18 protein-coding genes are annotated in these 15536 nt (G+C 55.2%); 9 read left to right on the forward strand and 9 right to left on the reverse strand.

Annotation, left to right across the window (positions count from 1 at the left end; translation table 11 throughout):
* Positions 1-5: 5 nt before the first annotated feature.
* The 8 genes from M0P56_RS04905 to moaA all read right to left on the reverse strand — a co-directional run bounded on the left by M0P56_RS04905 (position 6) and on the right by moaA (position 6316).
* A complete protein-coding gene (locus tag M0P56_RS04905; RefSeq protein ID WP_291508929.1) occupies positions 6-824 on the reverse strand; it encodes a hypothetical protein in 819 nt (272 codons plus the stop codon).
* Entirely contained in the window at positions 814-1869 is a 1056-nt protein-coding gene (locus M0P56_RS04910; RefSeq protein WP_291508930.1) for an FAD-dependent oxidoreductase, read from the reverse strand. The genes M0P56_RS04905 and M0P56_RS04910 overlap by 11 nt, the downstream gene beginning before the upstream one ends.
* A 12-nt stretch (positions 1870-1881) precedes the next feature.
* Positions 1882-3225 carry a heterodisulfide reductase-related iron-sulfur binding cluster gene (locus tag M0P56_RS04915; RefSeq protein ID WP_291508931.1) on the reverse strand — a complete coding sequence of 448 codons (1344 nt, stop codon included), beginning with the start codon at positions 3223-3225 and terminating at the stop codon, positions 1882-1884.
* Positions 3226-3235: 10 nt separating this feature from the next.
* Complete coding sequence (locus M0P56_RS04920) at positions 3236-3922, reverse strand: 4Fe-4S dicluster domain-containing protein (RefSeq protein WP_291508932.1); 687 nt, start codon at positions 3920-3922, stop codon at positions 3236-3238.
* A 63-nt stretch (positions 3923-3985) separates the two neighbouring features.
* Positions 3986-4456 carry a DsrE/DsrF/DrsH-like family protein gene (locus tag M0P56_RS04925; RefSeq protein WP_009562304.1) on the reverse strand — a complete coding sequence of 157 codons (471 nt, stop codon included), beginning with the start codon at positions 4454-4456 and terminating at the stop codon, positions 3986-3988.
* Between the two features lie 44 nt (positions 4457-4500).
* Positions 4501-4731 (reverse strand): sulfurtransferase TusA family protein, encoded by a 231-nt coding sequence (locus tag M0P56_RS04930; protein ID WP_291508933.1) that lies wholly within the window; start codon positions 4729-4731, stop codon positions 4501-4503.
* Between the two features lie 125 nt (positions 4732-4856).
* Positions 4857-5186, reverse strand: coding sequence for a rhodanese-like domain-containing protein (locus M0P56_RS04935; protein ID WP_291508934.1), 330 nt, complete (start codon positions 5184-5186; stop codon positions 4857-4859).
* Between the two features lie 101 nt (positions 5187-5287).
* Entirely contained in the window at positions 5288-6316 is a 1029-nt protein-coding gene (gene moaA / locus M0P56_RS04940; RefSeq protein WP_291508935.1) for a GTP 3',8-cyclase MoaA, read from the reverse strand.
* Between the two features lie 355 nt (positions 6317-6671).
* Between moaA and moaC the strand changes: the two genes are divergently transcribed.
* Positions 6672-7181 (forward strand): cyclic pyranopterin monophosphate synthase MoaC, encoded by a 510-nt coding sequence (gene moaC / locus M0P56_RS04945; RefSeq protein ID WP_291508936.1) that lies wholly within the window; start codon positions 6672-6674, stop codon positions 7179-7181.
* Between the two features lie 3 nt (positions 7182-7184).
* On the opposite strand, the gene M0P56_RS04950 is transcribed toward moaC, so the two are convergent.
* Complete coding sequence (locus M0P56_RS04950; protein WP_291508937.1) at positions 7185-7490, reverse strand: hypothetical protein; 306 nt, start codon at positions 7488-7490, stop codon at positions 7185-7187.
* A gap of 446 nt (positions 7491-7936) precedes the next feature.
* On the opposite strand from M0P56_RS04950, the gene M0P56_RS04955 reads away from it, so the two are divergent.
* The 8 genes from M0P56_RS04955 to lipB all read left to right on the forward strand — a co-directional run bounded on the left by M0P56_RS04955 (position 7937) and on the right by lipB (position 15536).
* Positions 7937-8977 carry a rod shape-determining protein gene (locus tag M0P56_RS04955; RefSeq protein WP_366110501.1) on the forward strand — a complete coding sequence of 347 codons (1041 nt, stop codon included), beginning with the start codon at positions 7937-7939 and terminating at the stop codon, positions 8975-8977.
* A 24-nt stretch (positions 8978-9001) separates the two neighbouring features.
* Positions 9002-9841 (forward strand): rod shape-determining protein MreC, encoded by an 840-nt coding sequence (gene mreC, locus M0P56_RS04960; protein ID WP_291508939.1) that lies wholly within the window; start codon positions 9002-9004, stop codon positions 9839-9841.
* Entirely contained in the window at positions 9838-10314 is a 477-nt protein-coding gene (gene mreD, locus M0P56_RS04965) for a rod shape-determining protein MreD (protein ID WP_291508940.1), read from the forward strand. Before mreC ends, mreD begins: the two co-directional genes overlap by 4 nt.
* Positions 10311-12119 carry a penicillin-binding protein 2 gene (gene mrdA / locus M0P56_RS04970; RefSeq protein ID WP_291508941.1) on the forward strand — a complete coding sequence of 603 codons (1809 nt, stop codon included), beginning with the start codon at positions 10311-10313 and terminating at the stop codon, positions 12117-12119. The genes mreD and mrdA overlap by 4 nt, the downstream gene beginning before the upstream one ends.
* Positions 12116-13210 (forward strand): rod shape-determining protein RodA, encoded by a 1095-nt coding sequence (gene rodA, locus M0P56_RS04975; RefSeq protein WP_291508942.1) that lies wholly within the window; start codon positions 12116-12118, stop codon positions 13208-13210. Before mrdA ends, rodA begins: the two co-directional genes overlap by 4 nt.
* A 141-nt stretch (positions 13211-13351) precedes the next feature.
* The gene (locus M0P56_RS04980) at positions 13352-14518 is read left to right on the forward strand and encodes a D-alanyl-D-alanine carboxypeptidase family protein (protein ID WP_291508943.1); all 1167 of its coding nucleotides are present in this window, start codon (positions 13352-13354) and stop codon (positions 14516-14518) included.
* A gap of 53 nt (positions 14519-14571) precedes the next feature.
* Positions 14572-14901: a DUF493 domain-containing protein gene (locus tag M0P56_RS04985; protein WP_291508944.1), complete on the forward strand. Its 330-nt coding sequence runs from the start codon at positions 14572-14574 to the stop codon at positions 14899-14901.
* Complete coding sequence (gene lipB / locus M0P56_RS04990; RefSeq protein WP_291508945.1) at positions 14898-15536, forward strand: lipoyl(octanoyl) transferase LipB; 639 nt, start codon at positions 14898-14900, stop codon at positions 15534-15536. The genes M0P56_RS04985 and lipB overlap by 4 nt, the downstream gene beginning before the upstream one ends.

Genomic DNA, 15536 nt, shown 5'->3' on the forward strand with positions numbered 1-15536 from the left:
ATTCATCAATGAATGTCGTCTCTCTTGATACGAGAGCCACCCATCCGCCGGTGTACCTCTACGCCCAGCAACTTACGGATCTGTTCCGTAAAGTCTGTTTGGCCGCCAAAATCTGAACGCAAAAAGCCCTCTGCCATAGCGCGCACATATTGCGAATACTGGTGGGCCAGGATGATATCGACCATATAAAATACATCACGATATACCCCTAGTTCTAACAGCGCTTCCCGCATCCATTGGCGCAAACCCTCAAACATTTCCGGACTTTCGCCGAAAGGGAAATCGGTCAGGTAGTCGCCCCCACGGATGAACTCCCGCACCGCGCCTGAGGTCGTACTTTGATCCCAGACCCAACGCGTCATCAGCGGATACCGCTCTGGGTCACTGAAGTGCAAAACTTCGGCTCCCATATCCCTGATAACGCGTTTCGCTTTTCCTGTAGCAGGTAATGCCTCCTCAAAACGCATCATGCGCTGTGCCAGATCGCCGTGACCATCCAGCAAATCGCGCATCAATTCACCTACCCGTGCAGCGCCCTGCTCTTCTATGACCGGCCAGATTTTGCGTCTCGCGGTAAACATCTGCTCCACGAGATGCGCCATCTGTGCGTCCGTCAGCGGCCGTTTGTCCTCCAGCAGGAGACGACGAAAACTCGCCGTCTTCTCCGTCAGGCTACTGACCAGGTCAGCAAGACCCTGCTGCCCCTCGAATGCCTCTTCAAGCTCATAAAAAGATCTGCTGAGCAGTCCCTTATCGAGCTCAATCGGCAGTGAGGCGGGAACGATATGCTCTTCGTTCCCGTTGTGGTAGATGTCAGCTGGCAACTTTCTGCTGTCCGTAGAGATCGGCTACCGCACGCGAACCAGCGGACTGACCCTGAGCAATAGAACTATCAATATCCTCCGGACCTGTAGCAGCGCCGCACACATAAATACCCTTGCGCGTCGTGCCCTGGCTATTCGTGTACTGTTCCGCACGATCAATGAATCCATGCTTTTCCAGACCAATACCAAAAGTCTTGGCAATTTCAGGATTCAGCGCGTTGGGATCCATGCCAATGGCGTGAACGACGATATCCATGGGAATCACAATAGGACGCTTAACCAGAGTATCTTCGCCTTTGACCAGCAGGCGACCGTCGGGTGATTTGGTGACTTCGGCGATACGTGCCTTGACGAACTTGGTTTTGAACTCTTCCTGGCTCTTCCAGTAGAACTTGTCTTCATAAAGGCCGAAGGTACGGATGTCCATGTAGTAGATGAACACGTCGGTGCTCGGGGAAATTTCCTTGATCTCCATGGCGAGATTGGTGGAAACTGTGCAGCAGATCTTGGAGCACCATTCACGACCAATCTGGCGGTCCCGCGACCCGACACAAAGCAGGATAGCCACACGCTCAGGAACCCGGCCATCGGAGGGGCAACGGATCTGACCTGCACTCACCATCTGCTCCATCTGCGTGGTGGTAAGCACGTCTTCATAGGTGCCGAAGCCCCATTCCGGTTTGTTGATGGAGTCAAAATGCGTGAATCCGGTACCGAGAATGATCGCACCCGCTTCGACCTTATCGCCGTTGCTCAAGGTGGCCGTAAAGTTACCGGCTTCGCCCACTACCTGGGTGACCTTGGCAGATTTGTGAATGCTGACGTTCCCGTCGCCTTCCACACGGCTGACCATACGGCCGATCGCATCTTTGGCCCACTCGCCCGATGGCACCAGCTTGGCATAGCCAGAGATGATCGGAGCACCACCAAGAATATCTTCCTTCTCAACGATGACAGCCTTCCGCCCCATGGAGGCGATGGTGGCCGCTGCCGACAAACCTGAAGGACCTGCACCTACGACTAGAACTGTATCTTGTGCACTCACTGAATTTTCTCCTTAAGCGCTCGCTTGCATATTGATATTTTGATTGGTGGCGAGTTCGGGGTTGTAGAGGTATTCCACATTGCCCTGTTCCACCTGCTTGAGATATTCCTGGAAGTCGGCCTTGGCCTTGTCCCAGCTGATGCCCATCTTTTCCACCAGATCTTCACAGGGTGAAGCATGCCACTGCAACTGGACGATCTTGAAGGGGTCGGCGCCACAGGCGAGCGCCGCGAGCTGCACGTCGGCGATGATAGGGATGCTGTAGTTCATGTCATGGGCTTTGCCGATCCACTGGTTTTTGTCCATGGTGGTGATACAGCCGGTGTCGATGCCGATCATCACGTCGGCGTTGGCTTCTTCCCGGGCGACCTTGATCTTGCGATTCATGGTGAAGCTGCGGGTAAACTCGCGCTCGGAGATGATGTGGCGGAAACCAAAGCCACAGCAGTCGTACCAGGTGGAGTAGTCGATAACCTGCGCACCCAGGGCCTGGGCCATGGAGGTGCCGACCGCTGTGCGATTGCCGCCGAGCACGCTGTTGTCGTAAATGGCGTCTTCCGCCACCATCTTGTAGTAGTGACAAGCAGCGTGGGTGGTCACGCGGATGTTACTCATGTCGATGGTCTGCATTTCACTGGCGATGCGGTTGCGCATAACGTGCAACCATTCACTGTAATGGACGACCTCTTCGGGGATGACAATCTTGCCGTCGACCAGACGACCGAGTTTGCCCAGGATCTTTTTGACCTTTTCGCGCAGTTCAGCCGACTCGATCAGGTACTTGCGGATTTCCTTGTAGTTACCGAAGGAGGTGCCGCAGTGCACCAAGGGAAAGAAGTGGCCATTCTCAAAGCCGTGCTGCTTGCCGGAGACGTACGCCTGATGGAAGTTGCGCAGGAAAACGGCGGCGAGGGATTCGACATTGCCGATGCCGGAGCCGTGGTAGTTCCAGGCGGTGCAGGAGGTCTGGTCGGTTTCGTCGAGGTAGTCGATGCCCAGGTTGTTCATAAACCAAATCAGACTGGTGGGGTAGCCGGGGATGTTGCCGCACTGACCACAGCTCTTGTGATGCCAGAGGTTGTTGGTAGGAACACGTTTTTTCCAGCCAAACAGCGTATCTACTTCAATGGGCTTGTGGTCATCGTTGATGCGGTGGACGATGATCTCGCCTTCCTTCTCCAGTTCCCACATGTGATCACGAATGTCGTCCATCCGCTCGCCGAGGTCCATCGTGCGCCGGTCAACGTGGCTGCGCACCCAGGCCGTGGCCGCTTCGGCCTCGTTCGCCGAAAGATTCGTGTCCTGAAAAAAAGCACCGTGACCCGCTACGCCTTGCTGCGTGCTGTTGTCGCTCATGATTGACTCCTCAGTCCTTATCACTCTGGCTCTCAAGCCAGTCTTCGTAATCTTCGCGCTTCTCGTCAATGAAGTCCTCAATCACGTCGAAGAGATTTTCGTCCATGGTTTCCAAGGACTTGAGCACGCCCGTCATTTCCCAAATGGTGTACATCTCTACAGAGGTCTTCAGCGACACTTCCCACGCCGTTTCCACAGTCTGCAAGGTGCGCACCGGAATGGCTTTACGCAATATCCGCAGATCGCCTTCTACCTTCTGGATATTGGGGCCCCAGTCGGGAAAGTGATCGGGCTGAATCATATCGGGAGAAAGCTGGTTGCCGGTGGTGATCAGCTTGAGCATGACGCGACCGAAGGGCCGCAACACATCTTTCGCCGACTGCATGCCATGACGAATAGACACTTCGCGCAGAATCATGACCAGACCACCGGGGGAATTCTTGAAAGGACAACGTGCCGCACAAGTCATGCACTGCGCACAGGCCCAGATTTTTTCCTGCATCGCATCATAGATCTGCTCGACATTTTCAGTCCACAGCAACTGGACAATCTCGCGCGGGCTATAATCATAGAACTGCGCAGACGGGCAGGTAGCCGTACAAATGCCACAATTCAAACAGCCATTAAGTTCGTGATCATAACGAAAATCCGCACGGACTTCGTCAAACATCTCTTTCATCTCAGCGTAAGTCGCCATTTACTCGCTCCTCGCTAGCAATTAACACGTCGCACCTGTTGACCTGCAGTGCAGATCGACAGTTCACATAAAGAGCGTAATATCAGACTCTCCGGCAAACTCAAAGAACGATGCAGCGCCGCCAAGTTCAATGCCATCAATGAAATCCGCCGTATCAAACTCGAAAAGATCAACGGTCATCTGACAGGCAATCATCCTTACTTCTGCTTCAACACAGAGCTCACGCAGTTCTTCCAGGCTGGCCACACCCTTTGCCTTCATTTTGCTCTTCATCATGGAAGTAGCCATTCCTTCCATGCCCGGAAGCACCATCATCAGCGTCGGCATCGGTATCGGCATGGGCATCGCGGGATTCCCGAGCGGGCTCACGCGCAGATGGCTCAAGTCTTTCTTCAACAACTGCAGGCCGTAGAAGGTAAAAAATATCTCAACCCCATAGCCGAGCGCCGCTGCGGTAGATGCCAGAATGAAGGGCGGATAACCCCAGTCCAGGGTGCCCTTCGTGGCAATAATTGCTAATTTTTTCTCGTCCATTGTTTTGTGCTCCCGGTCGGGCTTCTTTTCCCAACCTTATTAAGTTAGGCCTTCTGGATGAAGAAGATGAACTCGCCAGCGGCTTCCGCATGCTCCAGAAGGGGATTCTTGGTCTGCTTGGAAAACGCTTCGAAGTCCTTTACTGCGCCCGGATCGGTAGCAACAATCTTCAAGACCTGCCCAGAGGTCAGTTCACCAAGCATCTTCTTGGTGCGGAGAATCGGCAACGGACAATTCAGTCCGCGGGCGTCGAGTACCTTGTCTTCTTGTACCATGGGTTAACCTCCTCGGTTATGATGTCTGTCAAAGAATACTTGCTGGACTCTATCAGGAAAAGCATGAACAGCAAGGCAAATATTTTGATTTGATGATTAAGCCCCCCTATTTTAGGATATCCTTATTAATCTGACAACTGCGCAATGGGAAAGCCCCGATTGGCCCAGGCAGATATTCCTCCACGTAAATTAAGCACTTGGCCGAAACCCTGTGCCGCGGCGAACGCCGCTGCCTGCGCCGAACGCCCACCGCTCAGACAGTAAAAAACGATCGGTTGCGATTTATCCATCTGCTGTAGTGACATAGGCAACAGATGCAAAGGTAGGTGCCTGGCTCCATCAATAACGCCCCGTGCAACTTCACCGGGCGAGCGCACATCAATCAAGGTGAACGCATCCCCTTGTTCCGTTAAGGCTTTGAGCTGATCTGCGGTGATTTCTTGAAAACCGTACATGCGTCACTCGTTTACATGAAAGAAAAGTTAATCGATCAGTCTACACGATGCTCCGCACGGCGTGTAGCCCCATATTCCGGAAACAACAAAAATCGGAAAGGCTAACCCCCGAGTCGCATCATGAACACCGCCATGGAACGACTTGGATCATCTACAAACCGGTGCCGCTCCGGTTTATCGCGCCAGATACCCCGGGTAATGGCCTCGGCGATCTGCCCGTCACTATTCGACCCCCGCAGGAGGGGCATAAGCGCCAATCCGCTATCCTGACCCAGACAATACACCAGACGTCCCGTCGCCGTGAGGCGTACCCGATTACAGGTTGCACAAAAATCATTGCTGATTGGGGTAATGAAACCCACTTGGGAACGCACCCCAGGAAGCTGATAGAGGCGTGCCGGGCCATTATCTGCGGGCCTGGTCACGGGCTGCAGCGGACCAAATTGGCGCTCTATGACTTGCTGTGCTTCTGCGGCGCTCAAAAACTGCATTTCTTGGGCGGCGGCCCCAGCCTCGCCCAGGGGCATGGTCTCAATAAAGCGTATATCGATGCCGCGCTGCATCGCATAGTCTACCAGCACAGGCAGATCATTTCCGTTATTCTGGCGAAGCAGCACGACGTTGAGCTTAATTCGTGGAATTTCCGCGAGAATAGCGGCTTCGATACCTTCCAGCACACGACCCAGGTCACCACCTCTGGTCACCCGTGCGAAAACCTCGGGATCAAGGCTGTCAAGACTGATGTTCAGATTATTGACACCCATCTGCCGCAGAGCCGCGGCGCGGCGCCCTAGAAGTAATCCGTTGGTGCTGACACTGATCTTACCCACACCATGACGATGTGCCGAACCGATGAGGGAAAGAATCTGCGGATGAATGAGCGGTTCGCCGCCGGTAAAACGTATATGACGAACGCCGAGTCCACTAAAAATGCGAATCAGGCGATCATATTCTTCTGCCTGAAGATGGTCTTCCCGCGCGTAGAAGGGGGTCCCTTCTTCTGGAGAACAGTAGCTGCAACGAAAGTTGCAGTGCTCAGTCACCGAAATGCGCAGATAGCTGACATGCCGACCGAACTGATCCGCCAGCGCGGTTTCTCGTCTCGGCTCTGCAAATAACTCCTGCGGCATGCCTGCGACTCCTTGGGAACTTTCCCCAAAAGGCCCATACTAGACCTCTTTTGAGACCGTGTTCAACACTGGTGACCGCCATGATGGCGATGACCACACGCTGTATCTCGACAAAAAAGCGGTCGGCATGCGGTACCGATCCCGAAGATAACCGATAGATCAGCGAACCAGGCGGGGCTGGAAGGGGAGTGTGAAAGTCGCTATCGTTGCGCACGACAATCACACCATGATTCCCGCCGGGGTGGTATTACCCCAACCAGAGAGTCATCCATAGCCAGAGGCACTTGGAAAAGTTCATATCCGCTTTCTGAGTCGCACGAGCTTTATAGTCTTACGCAAAAGGAGTGCCAGATTTATGTCAGGTGTCAATACACTCAATCATTTTAATAGGCTAGGTGAAGCCCACATGGTCGATATCGGTGAGAAGGTAGTGACGACTCGTGTTGCGCTGGCGTCAGGTGAAATCATTATGGCGGATTCTACGCTAGAACGCATTGAGTCTGGACGTATGGGGAAAGGCGATGTTCTGGGTGTAGCACGTATCGCAGCCATTCAGGCCACTAAAAGAACATGGGAGCTGATCCCTTTGGCACACCCATTGCTCCTCACGGGTGTCGAGGTCGAATTGACTCCTGCTCATGATCCGGCGCGGATTGTTTGTCGTGCCGAAGTGCACTGCGTCGGCCAGACGGGCGTCGAGATGGAAGCACTCACGGCGGTTTCCGTGGGTTTACTCACTATTTACGACATGTGCAAAGCCATGGATCGCGGGATGCTGCTACAAAATACCGGTCTCATACGGAAAGACGGCGGCAAGACGGGCCTCTGGGAGAGAGACCAGGCGTCCTGTCCGCCTTCCCCCTGATACCTACTTACCGCGATTTGGTGAAGAACTGTAACGCACCATCACATCCCGATCCTTCCAGTTCACCTCTTTCAGAATCTCATCGGGGATCATGTAACGATCCTGCGGCGCTATGTCCTGATACTTCACCACGCGCAGCACGTCGCTGAAGGCGAGTTTGCGCAGTAGGCCGTCTTTGTCCGTAGCACGGACGATCATGGCGTCCTTGAGGAGGGCATAGACGTAGAAATTGCCGGGTCGCAGTTTACCTTCCTTATCCTTCCAGGTAACGGTAATGCGCGAATGTTCTTTGAAATCATTGCGAATCATGAGTGAATCTCCTTGGATTAAGCGCCAATAAACTAATCACCGTGCCGGGCACAACGCAAATAAGCGCTACTTATTACAAAACAAAAACGGTGATTAGACTTATCAGCCCTATTCCGCCCCCCCCCCTCGGGGGAGCAAGGGGATGCTCCCAAATTCGTGCATGCAGACGCGAGGTACAAGATGGCTACCGTCATGAAATTTAGGGATAGATCTTGTGCTGCGGATGGGGCCGACTGGCATTCGGTCCTAGCGCCGACCCCGCGCGCACATCAATCGCCTCACCTTCAAAAGGGATGTGGTAGCATTCATTCACGAGTTTCATAGCTTTGGTCTCGGCCATTCCTCATGCTAGACTGCCCTTTGCACTCGGCTTGTTGGGGATGCAGTCAGTTTCTGCCCCTTCAAAGTGGTTTCCTCCCATTTTCAGCAAGGCTTTTAACTTGATGATATTTAAACGCATTCTTGGAATCTTCTCCACCGACCTTGCCGTAGATCTGGGCACCGCAAATACCCTGATTTACGTACGCGGCAAGGGCATTGTGCTGTCTGAACCGTCCGTGGTGGCCATCCATACGGGGCGGCATGGGGCTACCAGCCGACGGATGCATGTCGGAGAGGAAGCCAAACGTATGCTGGGCCGCACACCGGCCAACATTACGGCTATCCGACCACTGAAAGACGGCGTGATTGCCGATTTCCAGATTACCGAGGCCATGCTCAAGCACTTCATCAGACGCGTGCACCATCAACGCTTCCTGAGCCCAAGCCCGCGGATTATCGTCTGTGTGCCCTATGGAGCAACGCAAGTAGAACGGCGTGCGATCCGCGAGTCGGCGATGAGTGCGGGCGCACGCGAAGTACACCTGATTGAAGAGCCGATGGCGGCCGCCATCGGGGCCGGGATGCCCGTTGCGGAGCCTACCGGCTCCATGGTGGTGGATATTGGCGGTGGCACCACCGAAGTCGGCGTCATCGCGCTGGGCGGGGTGGTCTACTCCCAAAGCGTACGTGTCGGTGGTGACAAAATGGATGAAGCTATCGTCAACTACATTCGTCGCAACTACGGCATGTTGATTGGTGAGACTACCGCCGAAGAGATCAAGAAGAAGGTGGGCTGCGCCTACCCCGGTCAGGAAGTGCTCAGCATGGAAGTACGCGGGCGCAATCTTGCCGAGGGCGTTCCACGGACTTTTACGATTACCAGCAATGAAATTCTTGAAGCCCTTCAAGAGCCGTTAGGTGCCATTGTTGGTGCTATCAAACTAGCCCTGGAGCAGACACCTCCAGAACTCGCTGGCGACATCGCCGAACGAGGCATGGTATTGACCGGCGGTGGTGCCCTCCTCCGCGATCTGGATCGCTTGATCATGGAGGAAACGGCGCTACCAGTCATCGTTGCGGAAGATCCATTAACCTGCGTGGCGCGGGGCGGCGGCCGGGCGCTCGAAGAACTGGAATTACTGGGTGAGGTATTTGCCGACGATTAAGCTTACAGCTTCCCCAGAGCTACCATGCCTGCATTGTTTTTCCCCCGCCGCTACCCGCCACTTCTTCGCGTAGCCGTACTGGTTTTGTTGACCGTATTCGTTTCGCTGTTCAGCGAAAAACATCCCAGCATAGAAAGTGTTTCTTTGACCATAGCCTATCCAGTGCAGTGGCTCAGCATGCGGGGAACCAGGGTCTGGCAGCAAGCTGACAACTACCTGCAAAGCCGTGCCGCGCTAGAGTCTGAAAATGCCCAACTACGCGCTGAACTCGTCCGTACCCGCCCTAAACTATTAGAAGCAGAAATCCTGCGTAACGAAAACCGACAGCTTCTTGCGTTACTCGACAGCATCCCCCATCCGCCCGGGAAAGTCGCTGTCGCGCAGGTTATCGCGCAGAACTTTTCACCCGGGAACCAGTTGTTAATCGTCAACATGGGCGCGCGCGCGGGAATCTATGTCGGACAGCCGGTTCTTGCCACAGGGGGAGTGGCTGGCCAGGTAGTCAGTGTTTCGCCTATGAGCAGCCAGGTGGCTCTTCTTTCTGACCTGGACAGCAGCATTCCCGTACAGCCCGCAGATTCGGACACGCCCCTACTGGTAGACGGCAAGGGGGATATTGACAACCTTACCGTACCCTTTCAACCGCGCAACACCTCTCTGAAGGTCGGCGATAGACTTGTCACCTCTGGCTTAGGTGGGCGCTACCCGCCGGGACTGAATGTCGGCACGATTTCTGCCATCGTCCGGAATGGTGACCACTCCTTTGCACAGATTGTGGTACGACCGGCTGTTCGTTTGGGACAACTGAGCACGGTGCTTATGCTCTGGGATAGCCCATCCCCGCAGCCAGCGGCAATACCATGATCGCCATCGCGCTCATTCTCGGCTTTTTATTCGCACTTACAGCAGAAACCATTCCCTGCGGCCCGCTTTATGCCTTACTCCATCCTGATTTTGTCGCTCTGCTGCTGCTCTATTGGGCGATCAGCAGCAGATCTGAACTCAGCTTCACCATCGTCTGGCTGATCGGTCTGCTTCAAGATATGGTACTCGGGGGTACGCTGGGAACTCAGGCCATCGCCGGGGTTGTGATGATTTACCTGCTCTATACCGGCATTGCCCGGGTCCGCAGCCTAGCGTCCTGGGAACAACTTTTCTTCATTTTTCTGTTACTGCTGACCCACCGTTTACTGGTCTGGTTGTGGCAAGCCTGGGCAGGCACCATCACCTGGCATTTTTCGCTGCTTTTAGGACCTGTAATCGGCGCCCTGCTGTGGCCGCTTTTCACGCTGACGCTTGATTATCTGCGTCACGCGTTGCGCCTGAAGCATATATGAACGCATTACTGCCCGCCCAAGAACATCGGCAATTCACCCGTCGGCTGCTCGCCGTAGCGGGACTGATCACCCTGCTTACGGCCATACTGGCTACACAGGTATACAGGCTGCAGGTTTTAGATCACGACCACTACGCCACCCAATCCGCCCATAATACTATTGCATTGCTGCCGATCGCCCCCCTGCGCGGCCGTATTCTCGATCGACATGGGCAGATACTCGCGGATGACCGGACCGGTTTCGCACTTGCGATCACACCGAACAAGGCCATTCACTTGCGCGAAACCATCCACCGCCTGCAGCAGATTCTACGCATTAATGCGGAGGATCAGAAACGTTTCAGCCGTGATCTGTCACATGCACACCCCTATCAGCCTGTCTTCCTTCGTCGGGATCTCCGTCCTGATGAGCTGGCAGCATTTGCCGTACAGCGCCATCAATTTCCGGGGGTGGAAATACGGACCCAGATTAAACGTTACTATCCCTATGGTTCGCTTTTCGCCCATGTATTGGGCTATGTGGGCCGCCTGACACCTGCGGAAATCCGCGAGGACCAGATGGCGGACTACGCCGGGCTGGATAGTATCGGCAAAAGCGGTCTGGAAGCACAGTATGAAGCACTGCTGAAAGGCCAGCCCGGCAATCAGGAGGTAGAAGTCGACGCCCGCGGACGCACGGTACACAGCCGGTTGCACCTCTTGGCCCGGCGGGGGACAACACTCCATACAACGCTGGATCTTGCCGTACAGCAGGCTGCCGGCCGGGCTATGGCCGGGCGGCAGGGCGCCGTGGTAGCATTGGATCCGCAGAATGGTGATGTGCTCGCTGCTTATTCGGCACCCGCGTTCGACCCGAATGCTTTCGTCGATAGCCTGAGCATCGCCGTCTGGTCCAAACTTCGGGATGATCCGGGCACCCCCATGACCAACCGGTTCCTGCGGGGCAGCTATCCTCCGGGCTCCACCATCAAACCTTTCGTGGCACTCAGCGCCTTGCATGACAAGGTCATCACCGCGGATCAACGGCTCGTTGGCGGCACTTACTACCAGATCCCCGGCACCAAGCACAAATATTACGACTGGAAACCCGGCGGTCATGGTGCGGAAAATCTGCGCGAAGCCATTCGTGATTCCAATGACGTCTATTTCTATCAAATCGCCATGCGCCTCGGCGTCACCCAGATCGGCAACGGCCTCGCTCATTTTGGCTTCGGTCAGCGCAGTGGAGTGGATTTACCTGGGGAATCCGCGGGGGTGGTCCCCTCCCCGGACTGGCTGCGCCAGCGCTACGGCCAGACGTGGTACCAGGGACAGACAGTGATGATGGGAATAGGACAGGGTTATCTGCTGAGTACCCCACTCCAGTTGGCGCGTGCCACCGCCAGTATCGCTAACGGTGGCCGACTGGTTACACCGCATCTGGAACAATCGTCCGATAGCGTAACGCGACCCCTGGACTTTTCACCAGCCACCGTTGCCGTCATTCAGAATGCGATGCGTGATGCCGTGACCACCGGCACTGGCAAATTGCTGGCCGATGATATACATACGGTTGCGGGTAAAACTGGCACCGCTCAGATACACCATGCGCAGCGTAATGACTCTGGTCTGGTACTGCATAATACGATTCAACTTTGGCAGGATCACGCACTCTTTATCGCCTATGCGCCTGCCGACCACCCGCGCATCGCTGTGGCGGTGGTTGTCGAACATGGTGGCCACGGAGGTCGTACTGCCGGTCCCGTTGCCAGAGCAGTAATCGACGCCTACCTCGATACGATGACAGCGCCGGAGGTCAGCCCATGAACTGGCGCATTCACCTGCTGCGACCACTGCGAAAACTGGATCCGGCGCTCATGACAGGTATCGTGATACTCATGCTCATCAGCCTCGCGGTGCTTTATAGCGGCAGCCAGGAAAGTATCCGCGTGGTACTTGCCCAACTTTTGCGATTCACTGTCGGCATCGTCGTATTGGTAATTGTCGCGAATACACCACCTGAGCGCATTCGCGCCTGGGCACCCGCCTTGTACGCCATAGGCATTATCCTGCTCGCCATCACCCTCGTGGTGGGCAAAACCAGTCTTGGCGCACGCCGCTGGCTGGGAGCCGGGCCGTTGGTCTTTCAGCCCTCGGAGCTTATGAAGCTCGCCCTTCCCCTGTTCCTCGCCTATTATTATTCTCAACAGGAAAACGTCCGCCACTGGCTTTCTACCGTCGCGGGATTTGTGCTTATCGCCATCCCCTTTTTGCTCATCGCCAAGGAACCAGACCTCGGTACAGCCGCACAAATTGGCGCGGCCGGCATCTTCATGATGTGGCTGGCGGGTGCGCGCCGCCGCTGGTTTGTCGGGCTTATCATTCTGATCGCGGTCAGCGGCCCGGTGCTCTGGCATTTTCTGCACGGATACCAAAAAGAGCGCATCCTGACTTTCCTGGATCCCCAACGCGACCCCCTGGGTGCGGGATACCACATCATTCAGAGCATGATCGCCGTAGGTTCTGGTGGGTTTTGGGGAAAGGGCTGGTTCAACGGCACCCAGGTTAACCTCGATTTCCTGCCAGAAGCCCAAACCGACTTCGTTTTTTCGGGATTTGCCGAGGAATTTGGTCTGGTCGGGGTGGTTATCCTCATCTCCACCTACCTGCTCATTGTCTTGCGCGGCCTAGTAATCGCCTACGAGAGCCGGGATTCCTTCGGTCGCCTCATTGCCGGCACCCTGAGCCTGACTTTCTTCCTTTACATTTTCATTAATATGGGCATGACCACCGGGATCCTTCCCGTGGTAGGAGTGCCTCTGCCACTGATAAGCTATGGCGGAACAGCTATGCTGACTTTTATGATTGGGCTGGGCATCCTGATGTCGGTCCACGCCCACCCGCGTACACACGAATAATGCGATTCCTCCCTACGAAGTGTTGGGTGTTGGGCACTATCTGCCGTTCCCGGGCATGGCTTTCTGCTGGCGCATCGTTATAATTCCAGACCTACCAAAACCCTCGAAATTCCAATCAGCGCTTACCACTGAGGTCTCTTCATGATTGCCCGTACTTCCCTGATCACCTGGATACTTTTCCTGTTTGCTGGCCTCTGTTTCGCACCCTGGGCGCTTGCAGCATCCCCGACGCCCATGCTGCCCACACCACCTGCACCGGCCATGCCTGCCATCGTTAGCTATGTGCTGATGGACTACGATACCGGACAGATCATCGCGGCTAAAAGTGAAAATCTGCGGCGGGCACCGGCCAGCCTCACCAAGCTGATGACAGCCTATCTAACCTATCAGGCTATTCAGAACGGCACCCTCACTGCCCAGGAAAACGTCCCCATCTCCAATACCGCCTGGAAGACAGGGGGCTCCAGCATGTTCGTCCAGCCCAATGCACCGGCGAATGCTAGTCAATTGTTGCATGGATTACTGATTGATTCAGGGAATGATGCGGCCGTAGCGCTCGCCGAAGCGGTGGGTGGCAGTCAGCCAGGCTTTGTCACGCTGATGAACGATATGGCCCTGCGCCTCAATCTGCACAACACCCATTACAGTAATGTCGATGGCCTGCCAGACAACAATCTCTATACCACCGCACTGGATGTCGCCAAGCTGTCGCGTGCACTCATTCAGCAGTTCCCACAAGTAATCCATATCACCAAAGAAAAGTCTTATACCTATAATGGTATTACTCAGCGGAGCTGGAACCCCGTACTTTTTCGTGACCCTACGGTAGACGGCCTGAAAACCGGCCTGACCGACGCCTCCGGCTACTGCATTGACGCTACTGCCATACGGAATGGTCGTCGCCTTATCGCCGTTGTTCTCGGCGGACCAAGCTGGGCTGGCAGCACCAATGCCGTCGAGGCCCTGCTCGATTACGGATACCGTTTTTTCGTCAACCATCCGGTTTATACTACCGGGGAAAAAGTCAGCGAGATCACCCGCAGCGATTTATCGCCCATGCATATCCCCGTGGGCGTCGAACAGGTCGTAAACATCACCGTTCCGAAAGGACATTTTTCGGAGCTACAGCGCGTGGTGGAGATTGTACCCCATCTCCAGGCTCCGCTGAAGAAAGGTGCGGTCGTCGGGCAGCTCGTCTTCCTGCTGGATGGCAAACCACTGAAGTCCGTGCCTGTTGTTACCCAGACTCCTGTGAAGAAGGCCGGTTGGATAGCGCAGCTCTTCCACAAGATCAGCAACGCGCTATAAGCAATATGCCGAATCTACGACAGGTCTTCACCTAAGACTGAGGAAGACTTACCATGATCAGCAGACGCCATGGATTGGTCCTGTCCGACGATGACACGAGGGGGTTACGAGACGCTATGGAAATCGAAAAGAATCCAGCAGAAGACTTTCCGCACTTACACCATGTCAAAGCCATTGGTCAGCGCGATGATCTGCTCGCAGCGGTGCGGGCGGCGATCGCACCTCATGCGCCGGATTTGCCGGACATGGCCTTCTCCTGCCGACCCAGTAGCCAGGGGCAATATCAGGCCGTCACGGTTTCTCTGGAGGTCAGCAGCCATGAACATCTTTTGGCTATTTATACATCCGTCAAAGAGATTGACGGCGTAATCCTCTGCTTATGAACACGCCCTTACTCGTTCGCTGCTGGCCGGGCCTGCTCCCTTACTTTACGGTACTGGATGCCATGCGCGAATTCACGGCACAGCGGGACGCCGATACCCCGGATCAGATGTGGCTTCTCCAGCATCCTCCGGTCTTTACTTTGGGGCGCAATGCTGATGCGGCTGACGTTCTTGACCCCGGCCCTATCCCGGTTATTCGCAGTGATCGCGGTGGCAAAGTCACCTATCATGGACCGGGACAATGGGTAGTCTATTTGCTCATTGATCTCCCCCGTATGGGAATCAATGTCCGCAGTTTAACCACCGCCATGGAACAGGCCGTCATTCGTCTGCTCCAGCAACATGGCGTGAGCGCTCATGCGCGTCGCGATGCTCCCGGAGTCTATGTGGGGGATGCCAAAATTGCCTCCCTGGGCCTACGTATTCAGCGCGGTCGCAGTTACCACGGCCTCAGCCTCAACACACAGATGGATCTGAGCCCTTTCCAGCGTATTCATCCTTGTGGCATGGTCAATCTCGCTGTCACCCAGGTGCACGACCTCTGCCCGGACTGGCCCAGCCACGATATTGCCGAAGCCCTGATGGCGGAATTGGCTACCAGCCTGGATCGCCCTTTAAGAAAAGGAGGGGCCTGA

The organism is Acidithiobacillus sp., from assembly GCF_023229925.1.
Classification (GTDB): domain Bacteria; phylum Pseudomonadota; class Gammaproteobacteria; order Acidithiobacillales; family Acidithiobacillaceae; genus Acidithiobacillus.

Coding starts and splice junctions, on each gene's coding strand:
- M0P56_RS04915 (WP_291508931.1), bottom strand. CDS start 3,225: ATGAGCGACAACAGCACGCAGCAAGGCGTAGCGGGTCACGGTGCTTTT.
- M0P56_RS04920 (WP_291508932.1), bottom strand. CDS start 3,922: ATGGCGACTTACGCTGAGATGAAAGAGATGTTTGACGAAGTCCGTGCG.
- M0P56_RS04925 (WP_009562304.1), bottom strand. CDS start 4,456: ATGGACGAGAAAAAATTAGCAATTATTGCCACGAAGGGCACCCTGGAC.
- M0P56_RS04930 (WP_291508933.1), bottom strand. CDS start 4,731: ATGGTACAAGAAGACAAGGTACTCGACGCCCGCGGACTGAATTGTCCG.
- M0P56_RS04935 (WP_291508934.1), bottom strand. CDS start 5,186: ATGTACGGTTTTCAAGAAATCACCGCAGATCAGCTCAAAGCCTTAACG.
- moaA (WP_291508935.1), bottom strand. CDS start 6,316: ATGCCGCAGGAGTTATTTGCAGAGCCGAGACGAGAAACCGCGCTGGCG.
- moaC (WP_291508936.1), top strand. CDS start 6,672: ATGTCAGGTGTCAATACACTCAATCATTTTAATAGGCTAGGTGAAGCC.
- M0P56_RS04950 (WP_291508937.1), bottom strand. CDS start 7,490: ATGATTCGCAATGATTTCAAAGAACATTCGCGCATTACCGTTACCTGG.
- mreC (WP_291508939.1), top strand. CDS start 9,002: ATGCCTGCATTGTTTTTCCCCCGCCGCTACCCGCCACTTCTTCGCGTA.
- mreD (WP_291508940.1), top strand. CDS start 9,838: ATGATCGCCATCGCGCTCATTCTCGGCTTTTTATTCGCACTTACAGCA.
- mrdA (WP_291508941.1), top strand. CDS start 10,311: ATGAACGCATTACTGCCCGCCCAAGAACATCGGCAATTCACCCGTCGG.
- rodA (WP_291508942.1), top strand. CDS start 12,116: ATGAACTGGCGCATTCACCTGCTGCGACCACTGCGAAAACTGGATCCG.
- M0P56_RS04980 (WP_291508943.1), top strand. CDS start 13,352: ATGATTGCCCGTACTTCCCTGATCACCTGGATACTTTTCCTGTTTGCT.
- M0P56_RS04985 (WP_291508944.1), top strand. CDS start 14,572: ATGATCAGCAGACGCCATGGATTGGTCCTGTCCGACGATGACACGAGG.
- lipB (WP_291508945.1), top strand. CDS start 14,898: ATGAACACGCCCTTACTCGTTCGCTGCTGGCCGGGCCTGCTCCCTTAC.